This is a genomic window from Aquimarina rhabdastrellae (assembly GCA_947387485.1).
Classification (GTDB): Bacteria; Bacteroidota; Bacteroidia; order Flavobacteriales; family Flavobacteriaceae; genus Aquimarina.
The window spans coordinates 188,180-204,522 of the sequence record CANDNT010000001.1 but is presented as its reverse complement, the minus strand read 5'-3'; the positions used below and the strand labels follow the sequence as shown (position 1 = coordinate 204,522).

Sequence of the window (16,343 nt, the reverse complement as noted above, 5' to 3'; positions counted from 1 at the left end):
TATATTAAAAAAGAATTATTCTTCTTCGGCAGTTATCGTATCAATAGCAAGAACATCTGCCATTTCCATGTCTTCGTCCATACTAACATCTACAGGAATCGAATCTTTTATAGCATTAAAATCCTTTAAACGATCAGCGCCATCCTCATCATCAGAAAAATAAGGGAATACATCCATGATAGGAGATTCTGCTACAGCCGGAATTGTATATTCTCCCATTGTATTTTTCATCACATAAACAGTATTGTCATAAGCTTCTTTTACATCATTGGCTTGAATCAATAAATACTGATTGGTTTTACGTTCTTTACCGCTTTCTTCATCAAAAGCAATTAAAGATATCTTAGACTTAAACCATCTATCAGAATTTTCAAAAGGATGTATCTCGGCATAATTAGCAACTTTAATATTAGTGATCTTGATTTCTTCACTATCACTTAAATAAGCCGACATTTCCTCGGTAATTCTACTTTCGGCTTCAGTATACGAAGTAGCATCAACCAAAAAAGGTTCAGTCTTTACCTTCTGTATACCAGTAGTCTCATCAAGTTTTCTGTATTTAACCTTACATTCATACCATATTGCGCTCATAACTATCTTGTTTTAGGGGTGCCAAATATAGGGTTTCGCTTTTGGTAAAAAAGTTAAAAACGAGATAGATATTCACAATTTTAAAAAGAATAATGTACTTGTTTTATTATAAGTGAATTAGGTGTTGAATAAAGAGTAGTAGTTAGTGAAGAGTAATTAGTTTAAAATACAAAAGTTAAAAATAACAACTCACCTAGGTCGAATGATTTTATGTAGTGGAACGAAATAAAATTGTATCGAGACTAGAAGTATAAAAGAAGCTACAGCTATGGAATAAGTTAAAAATAACAACTCACGTAGGTCGAGTGGTTTTATGTAGAGTAACGAAATAAAATTGTATCGAGACCTGCAACAATCCCAATAACAAATACAGTAAACTCTTACAAGTTTAAAAATGAGTTACGGTTGTTTGTCGGGTTTTTAGAATTTAAATAGCTTTATATAAGGAGATTAGCTAGATTTAATAGCAGGGGAAATAAGATATAAAGGATACATATCTTTTACACTATTGTTAACCGCAAGTTTAAAAAACGAAGTTGATCATGGAAACAGCATATTTTAGAAATATTAGAAAAGAATTAATTAGAACTCTTGAAACGACAGAGAATCAACTTAAAATTGCTGTTGCATGGTTTACAAATAATGACTTATTTGATTTATTACTAAAAAAATTATCTAATGGGATTCGAATTGAACTAGTTATAATTGATGACTACATAAACAATGGAGATTTTGGACTAAACTTTCAAGAGTTCATAGATAAAGGTGGAAAGCTTTATTATGGTAGACAAGAAAACCCTATGCACCATAAATTCTGTGTGATTGATAGTAAAATACTTTTCACAGGTTCATACAATTGGACATATTATGCAGAAAATAAAAATGTTGAAAACCTTGTTAAATTTGAAGAAAATCAAGAAATAATAGATACCTATTCTAAGGAATTTGATTCATTAATTAAAGATTTAGACTTAGTTAATGAAGCTAATAAAATTGCTTATGAAGATTTTGAAATTAAAAATCTCTTCTCAGTAAAAAACTATCTTGGTTTAGATTTGTTATATCATGGAAAAGAAGTTGCAAAAATTGAATATTTAGAAAAAGCTAAGACAATTATTCCTCAGAATAAAATTTTCTTAAAAGAGTATAATTTATTTAAATCAATACCAATAGTTGAACAACCTACAATTAAAAAGGCTATAAATATTAATACTCCTCCAAAAATAACAGTTCAAACGAAAATTAAATTAACAAAAAAATCAATAGGAATAAAAAGTAGATTAAATGGTATTAATAATAGGTTTTCATGCATTATACCTAAAGGAACTAAAATCCCGTGTGAATTATCACTTAGTTATTCAACAACAAGTGACAATCAAACACAAATGTCTATTGAAACTTTTAAGGGTGAATATGAACAGGCTAACAAAAATATAAGGTTAGGTAAATTTTTAATTAACGATTTACCTCAAAAACCAGCAGGACAAGCAAGTGTAACAGTAACAATTTCAATAAAAGAAAATTATGATATGGTTGTAAAAGCAATAAGTAAAGACACTGGAAATCAAATGGAGGCAAATTATTATGATAGTACATTGATTGAAGAAAGATTAGTCGATAACACATAATAAAAACATAGCGAGTAAAGTATTAAAATAGAACAAAATAATATTTAATAGATGGATTGATAGGTGAGTGCCTAAAAATGACAAAGTCTCTTATTGCCAACTAGTGACTTCAAGTTGAAAACTAAATAAATGAAAAACTTACTTTACTATCTATGGATAAATATCCTAAGATTAGCTTACTAAACAGAACTTAGAAAAACATCATAAGATAGATATGACCATTATTTCTATAAAGCTTTATATTATTATCACATAAAAAATCTAAGAGGATAAATTCACTTATTCGACGATAGAAATTTGTTTTGGATATACGGTCACTCAATTAAAAATGGTGAATAGCTTTTTTTGATAAATCTTCTTGCCTAGCATATATAATATTTACGAAATAATACTATTTTTATCTAATGCTTGTACAAAAGGATTAAGGTTTATAGATCATAGTGACTTAACCATAACGATTCATACACAAAACATTACCTTAGCTTACCAAGGAAAAATCCAATATAAATTAACAGATTTTGGACAAGAGTTTATTAAATGGATAATAACCTAAAAAAACAATATATTTTGCACTAGACATTTTAAATAATGTAAATAATGAAAAAGTTTGATGTACAGCACTTTCTAGGGCTTTATCAATTAAGATTGAAAATGCAGGAAGATAGAATAACTAAGTCTAATGATGATGTAAAGCAATTCATGAAAGATTTTATTGCTAAATTATCTAAAATGCCTTTGGATGAAGAAGTGAAAATAATTGGAAATTCATTCGTTAATTCCAAAGGAGAAATAATTGCTATACTACCATTAAAAAAAAACGAGTAAACATACATCTAAAAAAGTATAAACTTGATTCAAACTAAACGTTACCTACAATTTGAAAAATCTACTTTACACGTTTATTTATGAGGAGATATATGAGCCAAGAAAAACTGTATCTAATAACAACTAAACTACATTAAGATGTAGTTTAGCCAAACTGATGTAACCATATTAAAGAATGACAATACAGGAAATTTATAAAACTTGGAATGAACAATGGGATAAAGAGGAAATTCGCTCTCACGGTATGTATATGTTTCCTGAAATTGTTTATGAAATAAGAGAACTTGACAAAATATGGAGCAAAAAAGAAATAGAAATTCTCTCAGGATACTTAATGCAAGATGATAAGAAGTGGTTTGTTGCTAATCTATTTTCGTTACAAAAGAATATTCCAGAACAACTTTTCGAGCATTTTATTGATGCAGCTATTAAAGAAACAGACCCAAGTTTCAATCAAGAATATATAAACCCTTGTTTACGAGTATTTGGTTTTGAAAGAGTCTTTAAATTGTTAAATCAGCGGTTTATTAAAGGAAATAATCAAATAAAAATTGGAGTTTGTAAGGCATTTTATTGGGCACGTTCACCATTAGTTAAGGTAAACAAAGGAAATGATACATGGGAGACCAAAGGGTATTTATCCAAATGGAATGGATATTATTATGGAGATTATGATTGGGATAATGGAAAGTATTTTGAAATGACCGAATCTCAGATTTCTGAATGCAAAAAAATCACAAATAAACTTTTGATAGAGAGAAGAAAACTATTACTTGAAGAATTTTTTAAAAATCCAGATACTGATGTTCGTTATCAAGTAAAATTAGCTTTACCAAACGAACTATCTTCTTTTTCATTAGAGAATAAAGAACTAGCAAAATCATATTTTATAGAAAAGGAAAAAGATTTTGTTCCAGATAACTATTCAGATTTGCAATTTAAAAAGAGATTTGGATTCTTAGCAAAGAATAGCTTATTCAAGTATTTTTTAAGAAAGAACAATGAACGAATTGAGAAAAAAGGATTGATAACATTAAAGAATAAATAGCATTAAAATAATCATTTTACACATTTAAAACTTGTATCAAAAAAAACTAACTCTTCTCAAATGTTCTTAAAAGAGGATATAGAAATGTGAATAAGAGATATAAATAAATTATCAGAGGGAATATGCACTGATTCCTTGATGTGACAATGATACTAAATGGCACCTGTTTTAACTACTACTAGAAAATCATTTTGAGTACTTCAAACCATAGTATTATCAATAATGAATGTTTCTCAACAATAATCAGTAAAAAGTATACAATAACCTGAGATTTATATCGTATCCATAAGAATAAGCACTTCTAAATTTGTATTAAACGTAATCTAGTCTTCAATTTTATTATGATGAAATTAACAATAGATTATACTGAATGTAGCTAATTTTAGAAAAAAACAAAGGAGAAGGATGACTCATGAATTTAAAAACATAATACAAGAAGCGCTAATAAATCAAAAAAGAGGATTAAATAATGTACTAGCTACAGTTGTATTTCTTGAGGGTTCATCTTATAGAAAACCAGGTGTAAGAATGCTTATTTGCGAAGATGCAACTATGGTTGGAGCAGTAAGTGGTGGTTGTGTTGAAAAAGAAGTGAGTCGTAGAGCACAATCTGTTTTTAAAGATAACAAAGCTAAAATCATTACGTATGATGGACGATATAGGTTAGGATGCGAAGGTATATTGTATATTTTAATAGAACCATTTAAGGTTTCTGATGAAATGTTTCAAGAGTTTACGAGATGTAATGAACAACGTAAATCATTTGAAATACAATCCTATTATAAAAAAGAAGATGAATGTATAGGTAATTTTGGATCGATTATTCGTTTTAAAAACAATTTAAATATTTCGTTTTCTAATGATTTTGACCTTGATGAGGTTAAAGATGCAGAAGAGTTTACACAAGTATTACAGCCTACATACAAATTATTAATTATTGGTGGAGAACACGATGCTGTTAAGTTGTGCACCTTGGCGAATACTTTAGGTTGGGAAGTTGATGTTATTACATCAATAAAAGATCCAAAAGAAAGTACAGATTTCCCTGGAGCAAAAAGCGTAAGGCCAGAAACACCAGAAACCATCAATTTAAATATAGATAATGAGACTGCTGTTGTGTTAATGACACATAATTATGTTCAAGACCTAAAATATTTACTAAAATTAGAACCTTTAGAAGTAAACTATGTAGGAATTATTGGTTCTGCTAAGCGTCGCGAACAATTACAAAATGAACTTATACATTATGCGCCAGACTTGTCTGAAACGTTTTTAGAACGTATTTATAGTCCAGCAGGCTTAAATATTGGGGCCATAACCCCAGAAGAAATAGCCTTATCAATTCTTTCAGAAATTTTATCGGTGTTTAGGGAAACAACCCCTACACATTTAAAAATAGGTAAAGGTAAAATTCATGTATAGATGAATATAGCTACCATCATTCTAGCAGCTGGAAACTCATCACGTATGGGGACTACCAAACAATTATTGCCAATAGGTAATACTACGCTTTTAGGAGTTGTTGTTAAAAATGCATTACTAGCCAAAACTCAAAAAACCTATTGTGTATTAGGAAGTAATTCAGAAAAAATAATACCATCATTACAAGAGTATGATGTAGAAATAATTTTAAATCCAGAATATAAAACAGGTTTAAGCTCTAGTATAGTAAAGGGAATTAATCATGTTAAAACGCAAAATTTTGATGCAGTGTTAATAATGCTAGGTGATCAACCACTTGTTGATACTTCTTTTATAAACAATTTAATAGCGTTGTTTTATAAAAATCCTTCGTGTATAGTAGCATCAAATTATGCAAAAGGAGTGGGCGTACCGGCTATTTTTCCTAAAGAATTTTTTAATGAACTGGAAAAATTAAAAGGAGATAAAGGCGCTAAAGAATTATTAAAAGCAAAAAAAGAACAAGTATATAAAGCTAAATTTCCTGTAGATTTAATTGATATTGATACCTATGAGGAATATTTAGCATTTAAAAAGAAACAAAGAGATATAAGTTAAAATAACTCTAAATAGCCTATTAACAATATGTTAATGTATAAAAGCTTATTTAGGTTGCTTAAAAAAGTTTATATTTTTAATAAATTACGTTAAACACCAGAAAATATGAATAGTTATGTATTAAAAGTTAACGGAAAAAGTGTTACGGTAAATGCTGAAGAAGATACGCCATTACTTTGGGTATTAAGAGATGAGCTTAAATTGGTAGGTACAAAATTTGGTTGTGGTATTGCTCAATGTGGTGCATGTACTGTTCATTTAGACGGAATAGCTTCTAGAAGCTGTGTACTTCCTGTTTCAAATTGCGAAGATTTTGAAATCACTACTATAGAAGGACTTTCTAATGATGGTACACATCCTGTTCAAGAAGCATGGAAAACAATAGATGTACCACAATGCGGATATTGTCAAGCTGGACAAATGATGACAGCTTCTTCATTTTTAAAGCAAAACCCTAATCCAAACGCAGAAGAAATTAGAGAAGCAATGCATGGTAATATATGTAGGTGCGCTAGTTATAATAGAATTGAAAAAGCAGTTGCCTTAGCGGCTAAAAAAATGTCTTAAGAAACAGAATTATGGAAAATAAAAAAATAGCATTCAATAGACGTGATTTTATTCGTACTTCAACCTTAGCTAGTGGAGGTCTTCTAATTGGGTTTAACTTATTTAATTCATGTAAAGAAGCCGCTACACCTCCAGTAGATGTTTCTAAACTTAATTTTAATGATTTTAATGCGTTTATTAAAATAGCAGATAACGGATATGTAACTATTTTTTCGCCTAATCCAGAAATAGGACAAGGAGTTAAAACCTCTATGCCTATGATTATTGCTGAAGAATTAGATGTTCCTTGGGAACACGTTACTGTAGCACAGGGGGCTTTAGATACTAAAAACTTTACAAGACAAGTTGCAGGTGGGAGTCAGTCTATACGATTTGGTTGGGATGCACTTAGACAAACTGGGGCTACTGCTAAGCAAATGCTCATTAATGCTGCGGCAATAAAGTGGAATGTAGATCCTGCTACATGTACTGCTTCAAAAGGAATCATTAAGAATGCTAACGGAGATACTTTAGGGTATGGTGATGTTGTAAATGAAGCTGCGTCATTAAAAGTTCCAGAAAATGTAATTTTAAAAGAGCCTAAAGACTATTCGATTATTGGTAAAGATGCTATTAATGTAGATATTGATAAGATCATAACAGGAAAACCATTATATGGATTAGATTATACAGCTGATAATATGTTAATTGCTTCGGTTCTTCGTCCTCCAGCTTTTGGACAAAAATTAGAGAATTATGATGCGACTAAAGCTAAAAATATTACAGGTGTTTCAGACGTTATAAAATTTGGTGATAAAATAGCTGTATTAGCCTCAAATACTTGGGCAGCTATGAAAGGAAAAAAAGCATTAGAAGCAAAATGGACTAGCGATACGGAGTTAGAAAGTACAGCGTTTCATGAAGAGAAATTAAATGAAATATTAGATAAAAAAACATTGGATATCCGTAGAGAAGATGGAAATGTAGATCAAGCTTTCGCTGAAGCTGATACGGTTATTGAGCGAACATACGATTCTCCATTTTTACCTCATAATTGTATGGAACCAATGAATTTTTATGCCAATGTAACCGAAGAAAAAGTACACTTGGTAGGACCTATTCAAACTCCTGCAGGAACAGCGAATCGTATTGCAAATCTCATTAATAGAAAAAAAGAAGAAATTCATCTTGAAATGACCAGAATGGGAGGTGGTTTTGGTAGAAGATTATATGGTGATTTTGCCTTAGAAGCTGCTGAAATTTCAGATAAAGCAAAAAAGCCTATAAAACTAGTCTTTTCAAGAGAAGATGATATGAGTGCAGGTATATATAGACCTGCAATTAAATATAGAATAAAAGCAGCTATTAAAGAGGGTAAGATAACTGCGTATCATTTAAAAGAAGCAGCTATTAATTCAAATATGTATGGATTAATCCCTAATTTTTTCCCAGCTGGAGCCATTTCAAATTACAAAGTTGAAACCGGAAATTATAAAAGTGCTATTACTACTGGAGCGTGGAGAGCACCATACACCAACTTTTTGGCTTTTGCTGAGCAAAGCTTTCTTGATGAAATAGCAGAATATCTAGAAATAGATCCTGCTCAACTGCGATTAGATTTATTGAAGAATGTAAAAGATGGAGAAGATGAGCGTATACAATATTCTGCTAAAAGAATGACTGATACCATAAACTTAGTAATAGAAAAAAGTAATTGGAAGAATACTAAATCAGGAGTATATCAGGGATTTGCAGCCTACTATAGTCATAACACACATGTAGCTGAAGTGGTGGATATTACATTAAAAAATGGAAAGCCTGCTATAGAGAAAGTTACTGTAGCCGTAGATTGCGGAATTGTTGTAAATCCTACAGGTGCAAAAAATCAAATAGAAGGAGGAGTTATAGATGGAATTGGACATGCTATGTACGGGGATTTTTCATTTAAAAATGGAGAACCTAATGATGTCAATTTTCATTCCTATAGACTAATCAGAATGAAAGAAACACCAATAGTAGAAACCCATTTTGTAGAAAATGAGTTATCACCAACTGGTCTTGGAGAACCTGGTTTACCACCAGCAAGTGCAGCCTTGGCAAATGCAATTAAAGCAGCAACAAATAGACGCTTGTATAAACAACCATTTAATAATCAGTTAAATGATCTTAAAGCTTAATAAAGATTAACTTAAAAAACGATCCCTCTTATAAAAATAATAAGAGGGATCGTTTTATTTAAACACTATAATCTCAGAAGTTGTTTTACCAATTTTGGAGAAATGATAGAATGGATATAGAAGAAAATGTAATCAAAAAGGAATAATCAGTAAAAACTACCCAACAATCCGAAATATACACCATATAGCTCAGTATTAGCGCCTTTAAATTTGCATTAAACTTAAAAAATAAGAAATGCAAAAGACTATATTAATCACAGGTGCAAGTAGTGGTATAGGAAAAATAACGGCTAAGTTATTTCAAGAAAAAGGCTGGAATGTAATCGCTACAATGCGAAAACCAGAAAACGAAACCGAATTAACACAATTAGACAGAGTATTAATAACACGATTAGATGTTTTAGATATAGAATCTATCAATAAGACTATAAATTTAGCTATAGAAAAATTTGGTCAAATAGATGTGTTATTAAACAACGCAGGTTATGGCGCTTATGGACCTTTAGAAGCCTTTCCTAGAGAAAATATTGTACGTCAGTTTAATACTAATGTAATAGGATTATTAGATGTTACACGTGCAGTATTGCCACATATGCGTGCTAATAAATCAGGAACCATTATTAATATTTCATCTATTGGAGGAAAAATGACTTTCCCATTAGGTTCTCTGTATCATGGAACTAAGTTTGCTGTAGAAGGTATTTCTGAAGCCTTATCGTTTGAGTTAAATTCCATTGGGATTAAAGTAAAAATTGTAGAGCCAGGTGTAATTAATACAGATTTTGGAAGTCGCTCTTTAGATTTTCAAACTGCAGCATCAATATCAGAATACCAACCAATTGTAGGAGCAGTAATGCAAGCATTCGGACAAATGGGAGAAAACAATTCTGAGCCAGAATTAGTGGCCGATATTATTTATCAAGCAGCAACAGACGATAGCGATACACTTAGATATAGAGCAGGAGCAGATGCACATCAATATTTGGATAACCGACAAGAAATAGGAGATGAAGCATTTGTAAAAGGAATGAAACAAAATTTTGGATTATAAAAAGAAAAGAAAAATGAAAAAGATAAGTTTAATATTGATGATTGGATTTCTTTCCATCGTGACAAATGCTCAAGATGCTTTGTTTTTGAGTTTAGAAAAAAACAGAGATGCTGAACTCTTATTCGAAACCAAAGTACAAATTACAGGTGGTGAAACTTTTGGTGTTAATCCACAAGAAATCTTTACAAAAAAAGGATTGATTCCGCCAACAGGAATTAGAATGAATGGAGATTATAAAGGAATTGTAACAGGAAGTATTGAAGGTGAATATTCAGGAACGGACTATTCAAGAACTTTACAATACGGTTTAGTAGAAATCAATGCACGTGGAGTAATAAAAACAAACGATGGCGCAACTATTTCGGTACATTCAACAGGAGAAGTTCCACCAGCAGAAGACAATCAAGCACCATTGTATGAGATTACCAAATTGGTAACCAATCATTCAAAGTACAAATATTTGAATGATACCTATATCTTATCAAAAGGGATTTATGATAGAGCAAAGAACGAGATTACCATTCAACATTATGGTTTTAAAAACGATCCGTTAATTACCAAAACAGCTCCTTATGTGATAACTAATCACGTAGATTATGTAAACTTTCCTATCGATGTAAAAAACTTAGACAAAGATCCAAGAGCGACTTTGGTTTACGAAGTTAATGGAGGTATATTAGGAATGGAAAGTTTTGGTATTGATCCAGCAAAGGTTTTCGGCGGACAAGTAACAATTCCAAAAGAAGGTATTCGTATGGATGTACCATTTGCGGGTGAAACATCAAAAGGAACTATAAAAGGTAAGATTAATGGTATCGATTATATCACGGCTTTACCAAATAGAAACACAAAAATTGATGTTCACGGAACTATTACAACCAAAACAGGTGAAAAAATCGATGTAAAAGTAGATGGGTTATTAATCCCGAATTCACAAACCAAAGGGAATTATTTCGAAACGTTAAAACTAACGAGCAACTCAGAAAAGTATAAATATTTAAACGATAAGTATTTTATAGGTTATGGAGAATCAGATTTTACAACACAAAAATTAAAAATCAGAATTTATCAGTTTGATAAAAATCCATTAACTGTTGAGCCTAAAGTAGTTTTAATTACAGGAACAGCAGACGGAATGGGTAAAACACATGCCGAACGATTAATTAAGGAAGGGCATATTGTCTATGGAGGTGATATTCAATATGAAAAAAATAAATACTTAGATAAAATTGGCGGACATGTGCTAAAAATGGATGTAACCAAAGATGATGAAGTGGAAGCAGCGGTTGATCAGATTATTAAAAAACACGGAAAAATAGATGTGTTAATCAACAATGCAGGATATGGTGTGTTTGCAACGGTAGAAGAAATGACAATGGAAGATGCTATAGCAATGGTTAATGTAAACCTAATCGGTGTTGGACGTGTTACTAAAGCAGTTTTACCACATATGCGCAAACAACAGTCGGGTAAGATCATCAATATTAGTTCTATGGGAGGTAAAATGTATTTTGGACTTGGTTCTTGGTATCACAGTACAAAACACGCCTTAGAAGGTTGGAGTGATTGTTTACGTGTGGATGTGAAAAAATTTGGGATTGATGTGGTGATTGTTGAACCTGGAATTATCAATACCAATTTCTACAATGTAAATGCCACAAAAGGTGCAAAATATACTCAAAATACTAATTACGGACATATGTATAAATTAATGGAAGGAGGTATTGCCGCGATGTCTGAACCAGAAGAAATATCGGAAGTGATTAATGAAATTGTAGAAAATCCTGAGCCAGAAACACGTTATATCAGAGGTTTTTTGGCAAAACCATTGGTGAATACACGACAAATGATTGGTGATAAAGCTTTTGATCAATTGTTGTTAAGCAATTTTGGACAAAATAATTAAAAGAGAGTCCTTACCAAAACGACAATTTGGTAAGGATTTTTTTTCAAGTTATTGATTAATACTAAAAAGAATATAAAAAGAAAAAAGAGTATCTTATATGTTTAGTATGATGATGCTATTAGGTGCAATTACTCATGGTTGTTGTGCTATAGAAATAAATAGAAGTGATGAGTGATATTATTAGAGTTAAGACGATTACACAATTTGCTAATGCGGTAAAAGGAGAAAAACCAAGACATCCTTTAGTTACCTTTATCGATTTTGGAAGAGATAATATAGAAGAATCAAAAGAGAGTTTTAAGATAGTTTCTGATTTCTATTCTGTTTATTTAAAAGGGAATACTTGCAAAAACTTAAAGTACGGTAGGCAAAATTATGATTTTGAAGAGGGTACAGTAGTTTGTATTGCAGCTAATCAAGTATATGAGATTGAACCCAATATTGATAAAGATGAACCAACTACTGGTTGGGGATTATTCTTTCATCCTGATTTAATTCACGGTACAAATTTAGGAACACAGATAAAACAATATACGTATTTTACGTATGAATCTAATGAAGCCTTACATCTGTCGGATAAAGAAAAAGCGATAATAAACGAAATTGTACAAAAAATTGACTTTGAACTCGATCAAAATATAGATAAGCATACCAATCAATTGATTGTATCTAATATTGAATTGTTACTCAATTATTTATTGAGATTTTATGACAGGCAATTCATCACAAGAACCAAATCGAATCAAGGTATTTTAGTAAAGTTAGAAAACTATTTGAATGCATATTTTAGTTCAGATGAATTGACGTTAAAAGGTATTCCGTCAGTAAAAGAATGTGCAGAAAATATAAATCTTTCACCTAATTATTTAAGTGATTTATTAAAGAAAGAAACAGGAAAGAACACCCAAGAACACATTCACTTAAAACTGATTGAAGAGTCTAAACATCAGTTACTATCCTCAAATAAAAGTGTTAGCGAAATCGCGTATTCATTTGGTTATAGCAGTCCACAATATTTTAGTAAAGTATTTAAAAAATATACCAGTTTATCCCCAACAGCGTTTAGAGAGCACTTGAATTAGTCTCTTCAATAAACTCAGTGACCGTTAAGAATCTATTGATTTATTGTAGCCTGAGTCTTATCGAAGGCTATTTCTCATTTAGTAAAAAAATGATATATTCAATATATCTAATGAGCAGATATGTTCGGAGATGAGTTAATCTAAAATGCTAAATATAAAATTATCAAGTGTTTTAGTTGTGGAGTTGGTTAGTTATATAATATTTGAGTTAAATCTAAAATAGGTAATTGATATCTATTATTTATAATTCGAACTCATAGATCAATGTAGCAGAAGTCCAATAATTAATGAATATGGTAGTACTGTTATAGTACATAACACAAGAAACAAAACTTAAACAGATCATTGGAAGTAATTTAAAATGAACAAACTTAACCAAATAGAGCGAATCAAAGTAAAGTTGAGATTAGCTAAGAATACGGACTCTTTTTTTGAAGTATTCGGAGCTTCTTCACATAAATACATTTTGAGTTCACCTTTGAATATAAAAGAATTAAATGATTTTGAAGAAAAATACAATATCATCCTTCCTGATTCTTACAAAAGATTCTTGTCTGAAATTGGAAATGGTGGATTAGAATATAAGAATTCTGTTGTAGGTAATTCAGGAGCTGGTCCAGATTATGGAATATTCAAATTAGGACATCCATTTCAATTTATAGTAGATACATCATTAAATTATCTAGAAAAAGAACCTTTTTTTAATGAAAATACAACTGAAAAAGAATGGAATAGAATCAATAATGAACTGGATGATAATATTTCGGATGAAGATTATGATGCCGAAGTAGCAAAGGCTTATTCTGGAATATTAAATATTGGCTTCTCAGGATGCTCTGGTTATTTAGGAATTATCCTAAATGGAAAAAATAAAGATAGAGTTGTTCATACTTATGACGAAATAGAATATTGCCCTCATTTTTTAAGGGAAGCAAATTTTTTGGATTGGTATGAAAACTGGTTAGATGAGGTCATTTCAGGAAAAAGTATTAAACAAACAGGTTTCACAAACGAATCAGAAGAAAGTTGTATAAATAGATTTTTATCAGACAAAGAACCTTATTGGAAATATGTTTCATTAGCTTATTTAAGGTCATTTGATAAACTAAATGACACCTCCATTAAAACTTTATATAAAGCTTATAAAAAAGAGAAAGACAAAAATGTAAAGCTCTATATATTAAATTTATTGACCAAATTTGACTACGATAATATAAAAGAAGAAATAGCAAAACTTGCTAGAAAGAAACCGATAGAATTTTTAAGAAATATTCATTTATATAACAAAGAAAAATCTATTGATTGGTTAAATGAAATTAATAAAATAAAAAAGTTAGGCAATTTAGAATTGCTGGAGTATATTGAATATATAACGGATTCAGATATAAAAACTATTTACAACAACAATAATCGTTGCATAAGCCAAGAATAAAATGTAAAGAAAAAAAGTTCTTTAAAAGAGATATAATAAGATGATAATTCAGCATATAAAGTGTTAAATTATGTATACATATTTCTTAAAAGGATTTGCTATCACATATTTTAATAATAATTAGATACTTATCTATATATTAGGATTATTAAATACACTTGTATATAAGTGTAGTGAAATTTATATTTGAATTCATACAATTAATTTTAAATTAATAACTAATCCTTTAGATTTATTAAGAATATATGTACAGTATAGATATCTAGTTATTAATTGTAATTTAAACCAATTTTTGTGGCAGAAAAAAAAGACATTGAAAAACTAATAGTCCAGAACAAAAAAAGTAATCTAAAAAATCATTGGAATGATTCATTTTTCTATAATACAACAAAGTATAGTGGAGAAATTAAACAAAATGAACTTTTGATCTGGCGTTCCTCTCATTTTTTGCGTGGTGTATATCCTATTTTTCATTTGACTTTTGACCAAAATGACAAGTTAAAGGGAATTAAAACGGAGAAAAATCCTTATCATAAACTACTGAGTAAAATCACTATCGGAGTTTTAATTGTTTTTATTTCAAGTTTATTTCTCTTATTTGATTTTAAACCTGCTATTATAGGAACAATCGTAATCCTATTTATTTTAGCCCTATTGATTTTGGTTTTAGGAAAATCTAGAAAGTATGAAACCAAATTACTGACTGTTGAGTTGAAAGAGGCTATAGAAAATATTGAACATTTAAATAATCCTGATTTTGTTAATAAACCAAAGTCTGAATCAAAAAAAGAAAAGGTTAAAGAGTGGACTTTTACAAAAGTCTTGACAAGATTTCTTATCTATCCATTTTGCTTATTCATTTTATGGGTATCTATTACTGGATTTTTACCTCAAGGGAAAATATTGTATGGTATATTTGGAATAGTGATCGCTTCTGCTTATCCAATAGCTGACATATTACTGATATTAGGAAAAAATAAAAATAGTTAACAATTTGTATATCACATATGCCGACTTTGGTGTGCAAAAGAGACATACAGGGAACGTTATACGCAATGAGTACAGACTAAATGAAAACAGAAAAAATAAAAAATTACAATCAAAAAATCCTAGCCATTCTGGGAACTCTTGCTATTATTTTAATTATCGTTTCAATTTTAGGAATTGGAGGAGTAGCAATTTCGGAATTTTTAAGATTTAAGAATTACGATGATACTGAAACTGGAATTCTTTCAGATGAAAAAATTGAGGAATTGCAAAAAGAAAATAAAAGAGAACAGGTCATATCGTATAAAACGCCACAACTGATTGATACTTTGAACTCTGTATACATAATTCCTATTTCACATAAGAACTTGAATGAAGCAGAAGATATAAATGGAGTATTAAACATTAGAAAACCATCTGGTAAAAACTATAAGTCAAGTGATAGAAGATATTCTCGAAAATACTATGGGACATATAATAATTTGATTATCTATAATCAGCAAAATGATTCGACAAACAAGCTATTCGATAAAAGAGTTAACTTTAACAATATTGATTCGGAATATTTTTCTGATGAAATACTTTTACTCTTTAAAGTAGCTGAAAAAGATACATACAAGGATGGAGTTATTAATTTATTGGACTTTAAATCACTCTATATTTATTCATTGAATCAAAGGAAGTTAAAGAAAATTGAAAATTCAGAAATGGATATTGTTTCGTATAAATTCTTAAATGAAAGTAAAGACTTGATTGTAAGTTTTGGAATTGATAAGAATAATAATGGAAAATATGAGGAGTTAAACGAACCAACAATGATCAAAAAATATAATTACAAAACAGGAAAGTTAATTGATATTATTGATGAAAAAATGAATTCTGAGCTTCAAAAAATGCTAGAAGGAACTGAAAAATGACTAAACACAATTACATTATGAAATGATCATTTTGAGCTTATTTATTCGGTTTGTATTTGTTAATAAATTAGATGTTATAAACATTTTGATACATAAAATAAAAGAGTTTTAATAATCATCTTACCTATATCAAT

At 29.8% G+C, this 16,343-nt stretch carries 15 protein-coding genes; 14 read left to right on the top strand and 1 reads right to left on the bottom strand.

Going from position 1 to position 16,343, the window contains the following annotated elements:
- Positions 1 to 15: 15 nt before the first annotated feature.
- A complete protein-coding gene (locus ACYEKI_RS00900; protein WP_459209262.1) occupies positions 16 to 591 on the bottom strand; it encodes a DUF4494 domain-containing protein in 576 nt (191 codons plus the stop codon).
- 542 nt (positions 592 to 1,133) lie between these two features.
- Between ACYEKI_RS00900 and ACYEKI_RS00895 the strand changes: the two genes are divergently transcribed.
- The 14 genes from ACYEKI_RS00895 (at position 1,134) to ACYEKI_RS00830 (ending at position 16,209) form a co-directional block, all read left to right on the top strand.
- Complete coding sequence (locus tag ACYEKI_RS00895) at positions 1,134 to 2,219, top strand: phospholipase D-like domain-containing protein (RefSeq protein ID WP_459209261.1); 1,086 nt, start codon at positions 1,134 to 1,136, stop codon at positions 2,217 to 2,219.
- A 358-nt stretch (positions 2,220 to 2,577) separates the two neighbouring features.
- A complete protein-coding gene (locus ACYEKI_RS00890; protein ID WP_459209260.1) occupies positions 2,578 to 2,772 on the top strand; it encodes a hypothetical protein in 195 nt (64 codons plus the stop codon).
- Positions 2,773 to 2,816: 44 nt separating this feature from the next.
- Complete coding sequence (locus ACYEKI_RS00885) at positions 2,817 to 3,044, top strand: hypothetical protein (RefSeq protein ID WP_459209259.1); 228 nt, start codon at positions 2,817 to 2,819, stop codon at positions 3,042 to 3,044.
- Positions 3,045 to 3,219: 175 nt separating this feature from the next.
- Positions 3,220 to 4,092, top strand: coding sequence for a hypothetical protein (locus ACYEKI_RS00880; protein ID WP_459209258.1), 873 nt, complete (start codon positions 3,220 to 3,222; stop codon positions 4,090 to 4,092).
- Between the two features lie 405 nt (positions 4,093 to 4,497).
- On the top strand, positions 4,498 to 5,514 hold the full coding sequence (locus ACYEKI_RS00875; protein ID WP_459209257.1) for an XdhC family protein: 1,017 nt from the start codon (positions 4,498 to 4,500) through the stop codon (positions 5,512 to 5,514).
- On the top strand, positions 5,515 to 6,111 hold the full coding sequence (locus ACYEKI_RS00870) for a nucleotidyltransferase family protein (RefSeq protein ID WP_459209256.1): 597 nt from the start codon (positions 5,515 to 5,517) through the stop codon (positions 6,109 to 6,111).
- Positions 6,112 to 6,216: 105 nt separating this feature from the next.
- Positions 6,217 to 6,678 carry a (2Fe-2S)-binding protein gene (locus ACYEKI_RS00865; protein WP_459209255.1) on the top strand — a complete coding sequence of 154 codons (462 nt, stop codon included), beginning with the start codon at positions 6,217 to 6,219 and terminating at the stop codon, positions 6,676 to 6,678.
- A gap of 11 nt (positions 6,679 to 6,689) precedes the next feature.
- Positions 6,690 to 8,834 (top strand): xanthine dehydrogenase family protein molybdopterin-binding subunit, encoded by a 2,145-nt coding sequence (locus ACYEKI_RS00860; protein WP_459209254.1) that lies wholly within the window; start codon positions 6,690 to 6,692, stop codon positions 8,832 to 8,834.
- Positions 8,835 to 9,069: 235 nt separating this feature from the next.
- Positions 9,070 to 9,885: an SDR family oxidoreductase gene (locus tag ACYEKI_RS00855; protein ID WP_459209253.1), complete on the top strand. Its 816-nt coding sequence runs from the start codon at positions 9,070 to 9,072 to the stop codon at positions 9,883 to 9,885.
- 13 nt (positions 9,886 to 9,898) lie between these two features.
- Positions 9,899 to 11,791, top strand: coding sequence for an oxidoreductase (locus ACYEKI_RS00850; protein ID WP_459209252.1), 1,893 nt, complete (start codon positions 9,899 to 9,901; stop codon positions 11,789 to 11,791).
- A gap of 167 nt (positions 11,792 to 11,958) precedes the next feature.
- Entirely contained in the window at positions 11,959 to 12,873 is a 915-nt protein-coding gene (locus ACYEKI_RS00845) for a helix-turn-helix domain-containing protein (protein WP_459209251.1), read from the top strand.
- A gap of 361 nt (positions 12,874 to 13,234) precedes the next feature.
- The gene (locus ACYEKI_RS00840; RefSeq protein WP_459209250.1) at positions 13,235 to 14,305 is read left to right on the top strand and encodes an SMI1/KNR4 family protein; all 1,071 of its coding nucleotides are present in this window, start codon (positions 13,235 to 13,237) and stop codon (positions 14,303 to 14,305) included.
- A gap of 294 nt (positions 14,306 to 14,599) precedes the next feature.
- A complete protein-coding gene (locus tag ACYEKI_RS00835; RefSeq protein ID WP_459209249.1) occupies positions 14,600 to 15,295 on the top strand; it encodes a hypothetical protein in 696 nt (231 codons plus the stop codon).
- An 80-nt stretch (positions 15,296 to 15,375) separates the two neighbouring features.
- Complete coding sequence (locus ACYEKI_RS00830; protein WP_459209248.1) at positions 15,376 to 16,209, top strand: hypothetical protein; 834 nt, start codon at positions 15,376 to 15,378, stop codon at positions 16,207 to 16,209.
- Positions 16,210 to 16,343 lie beyond the last annotated feature (134 nt).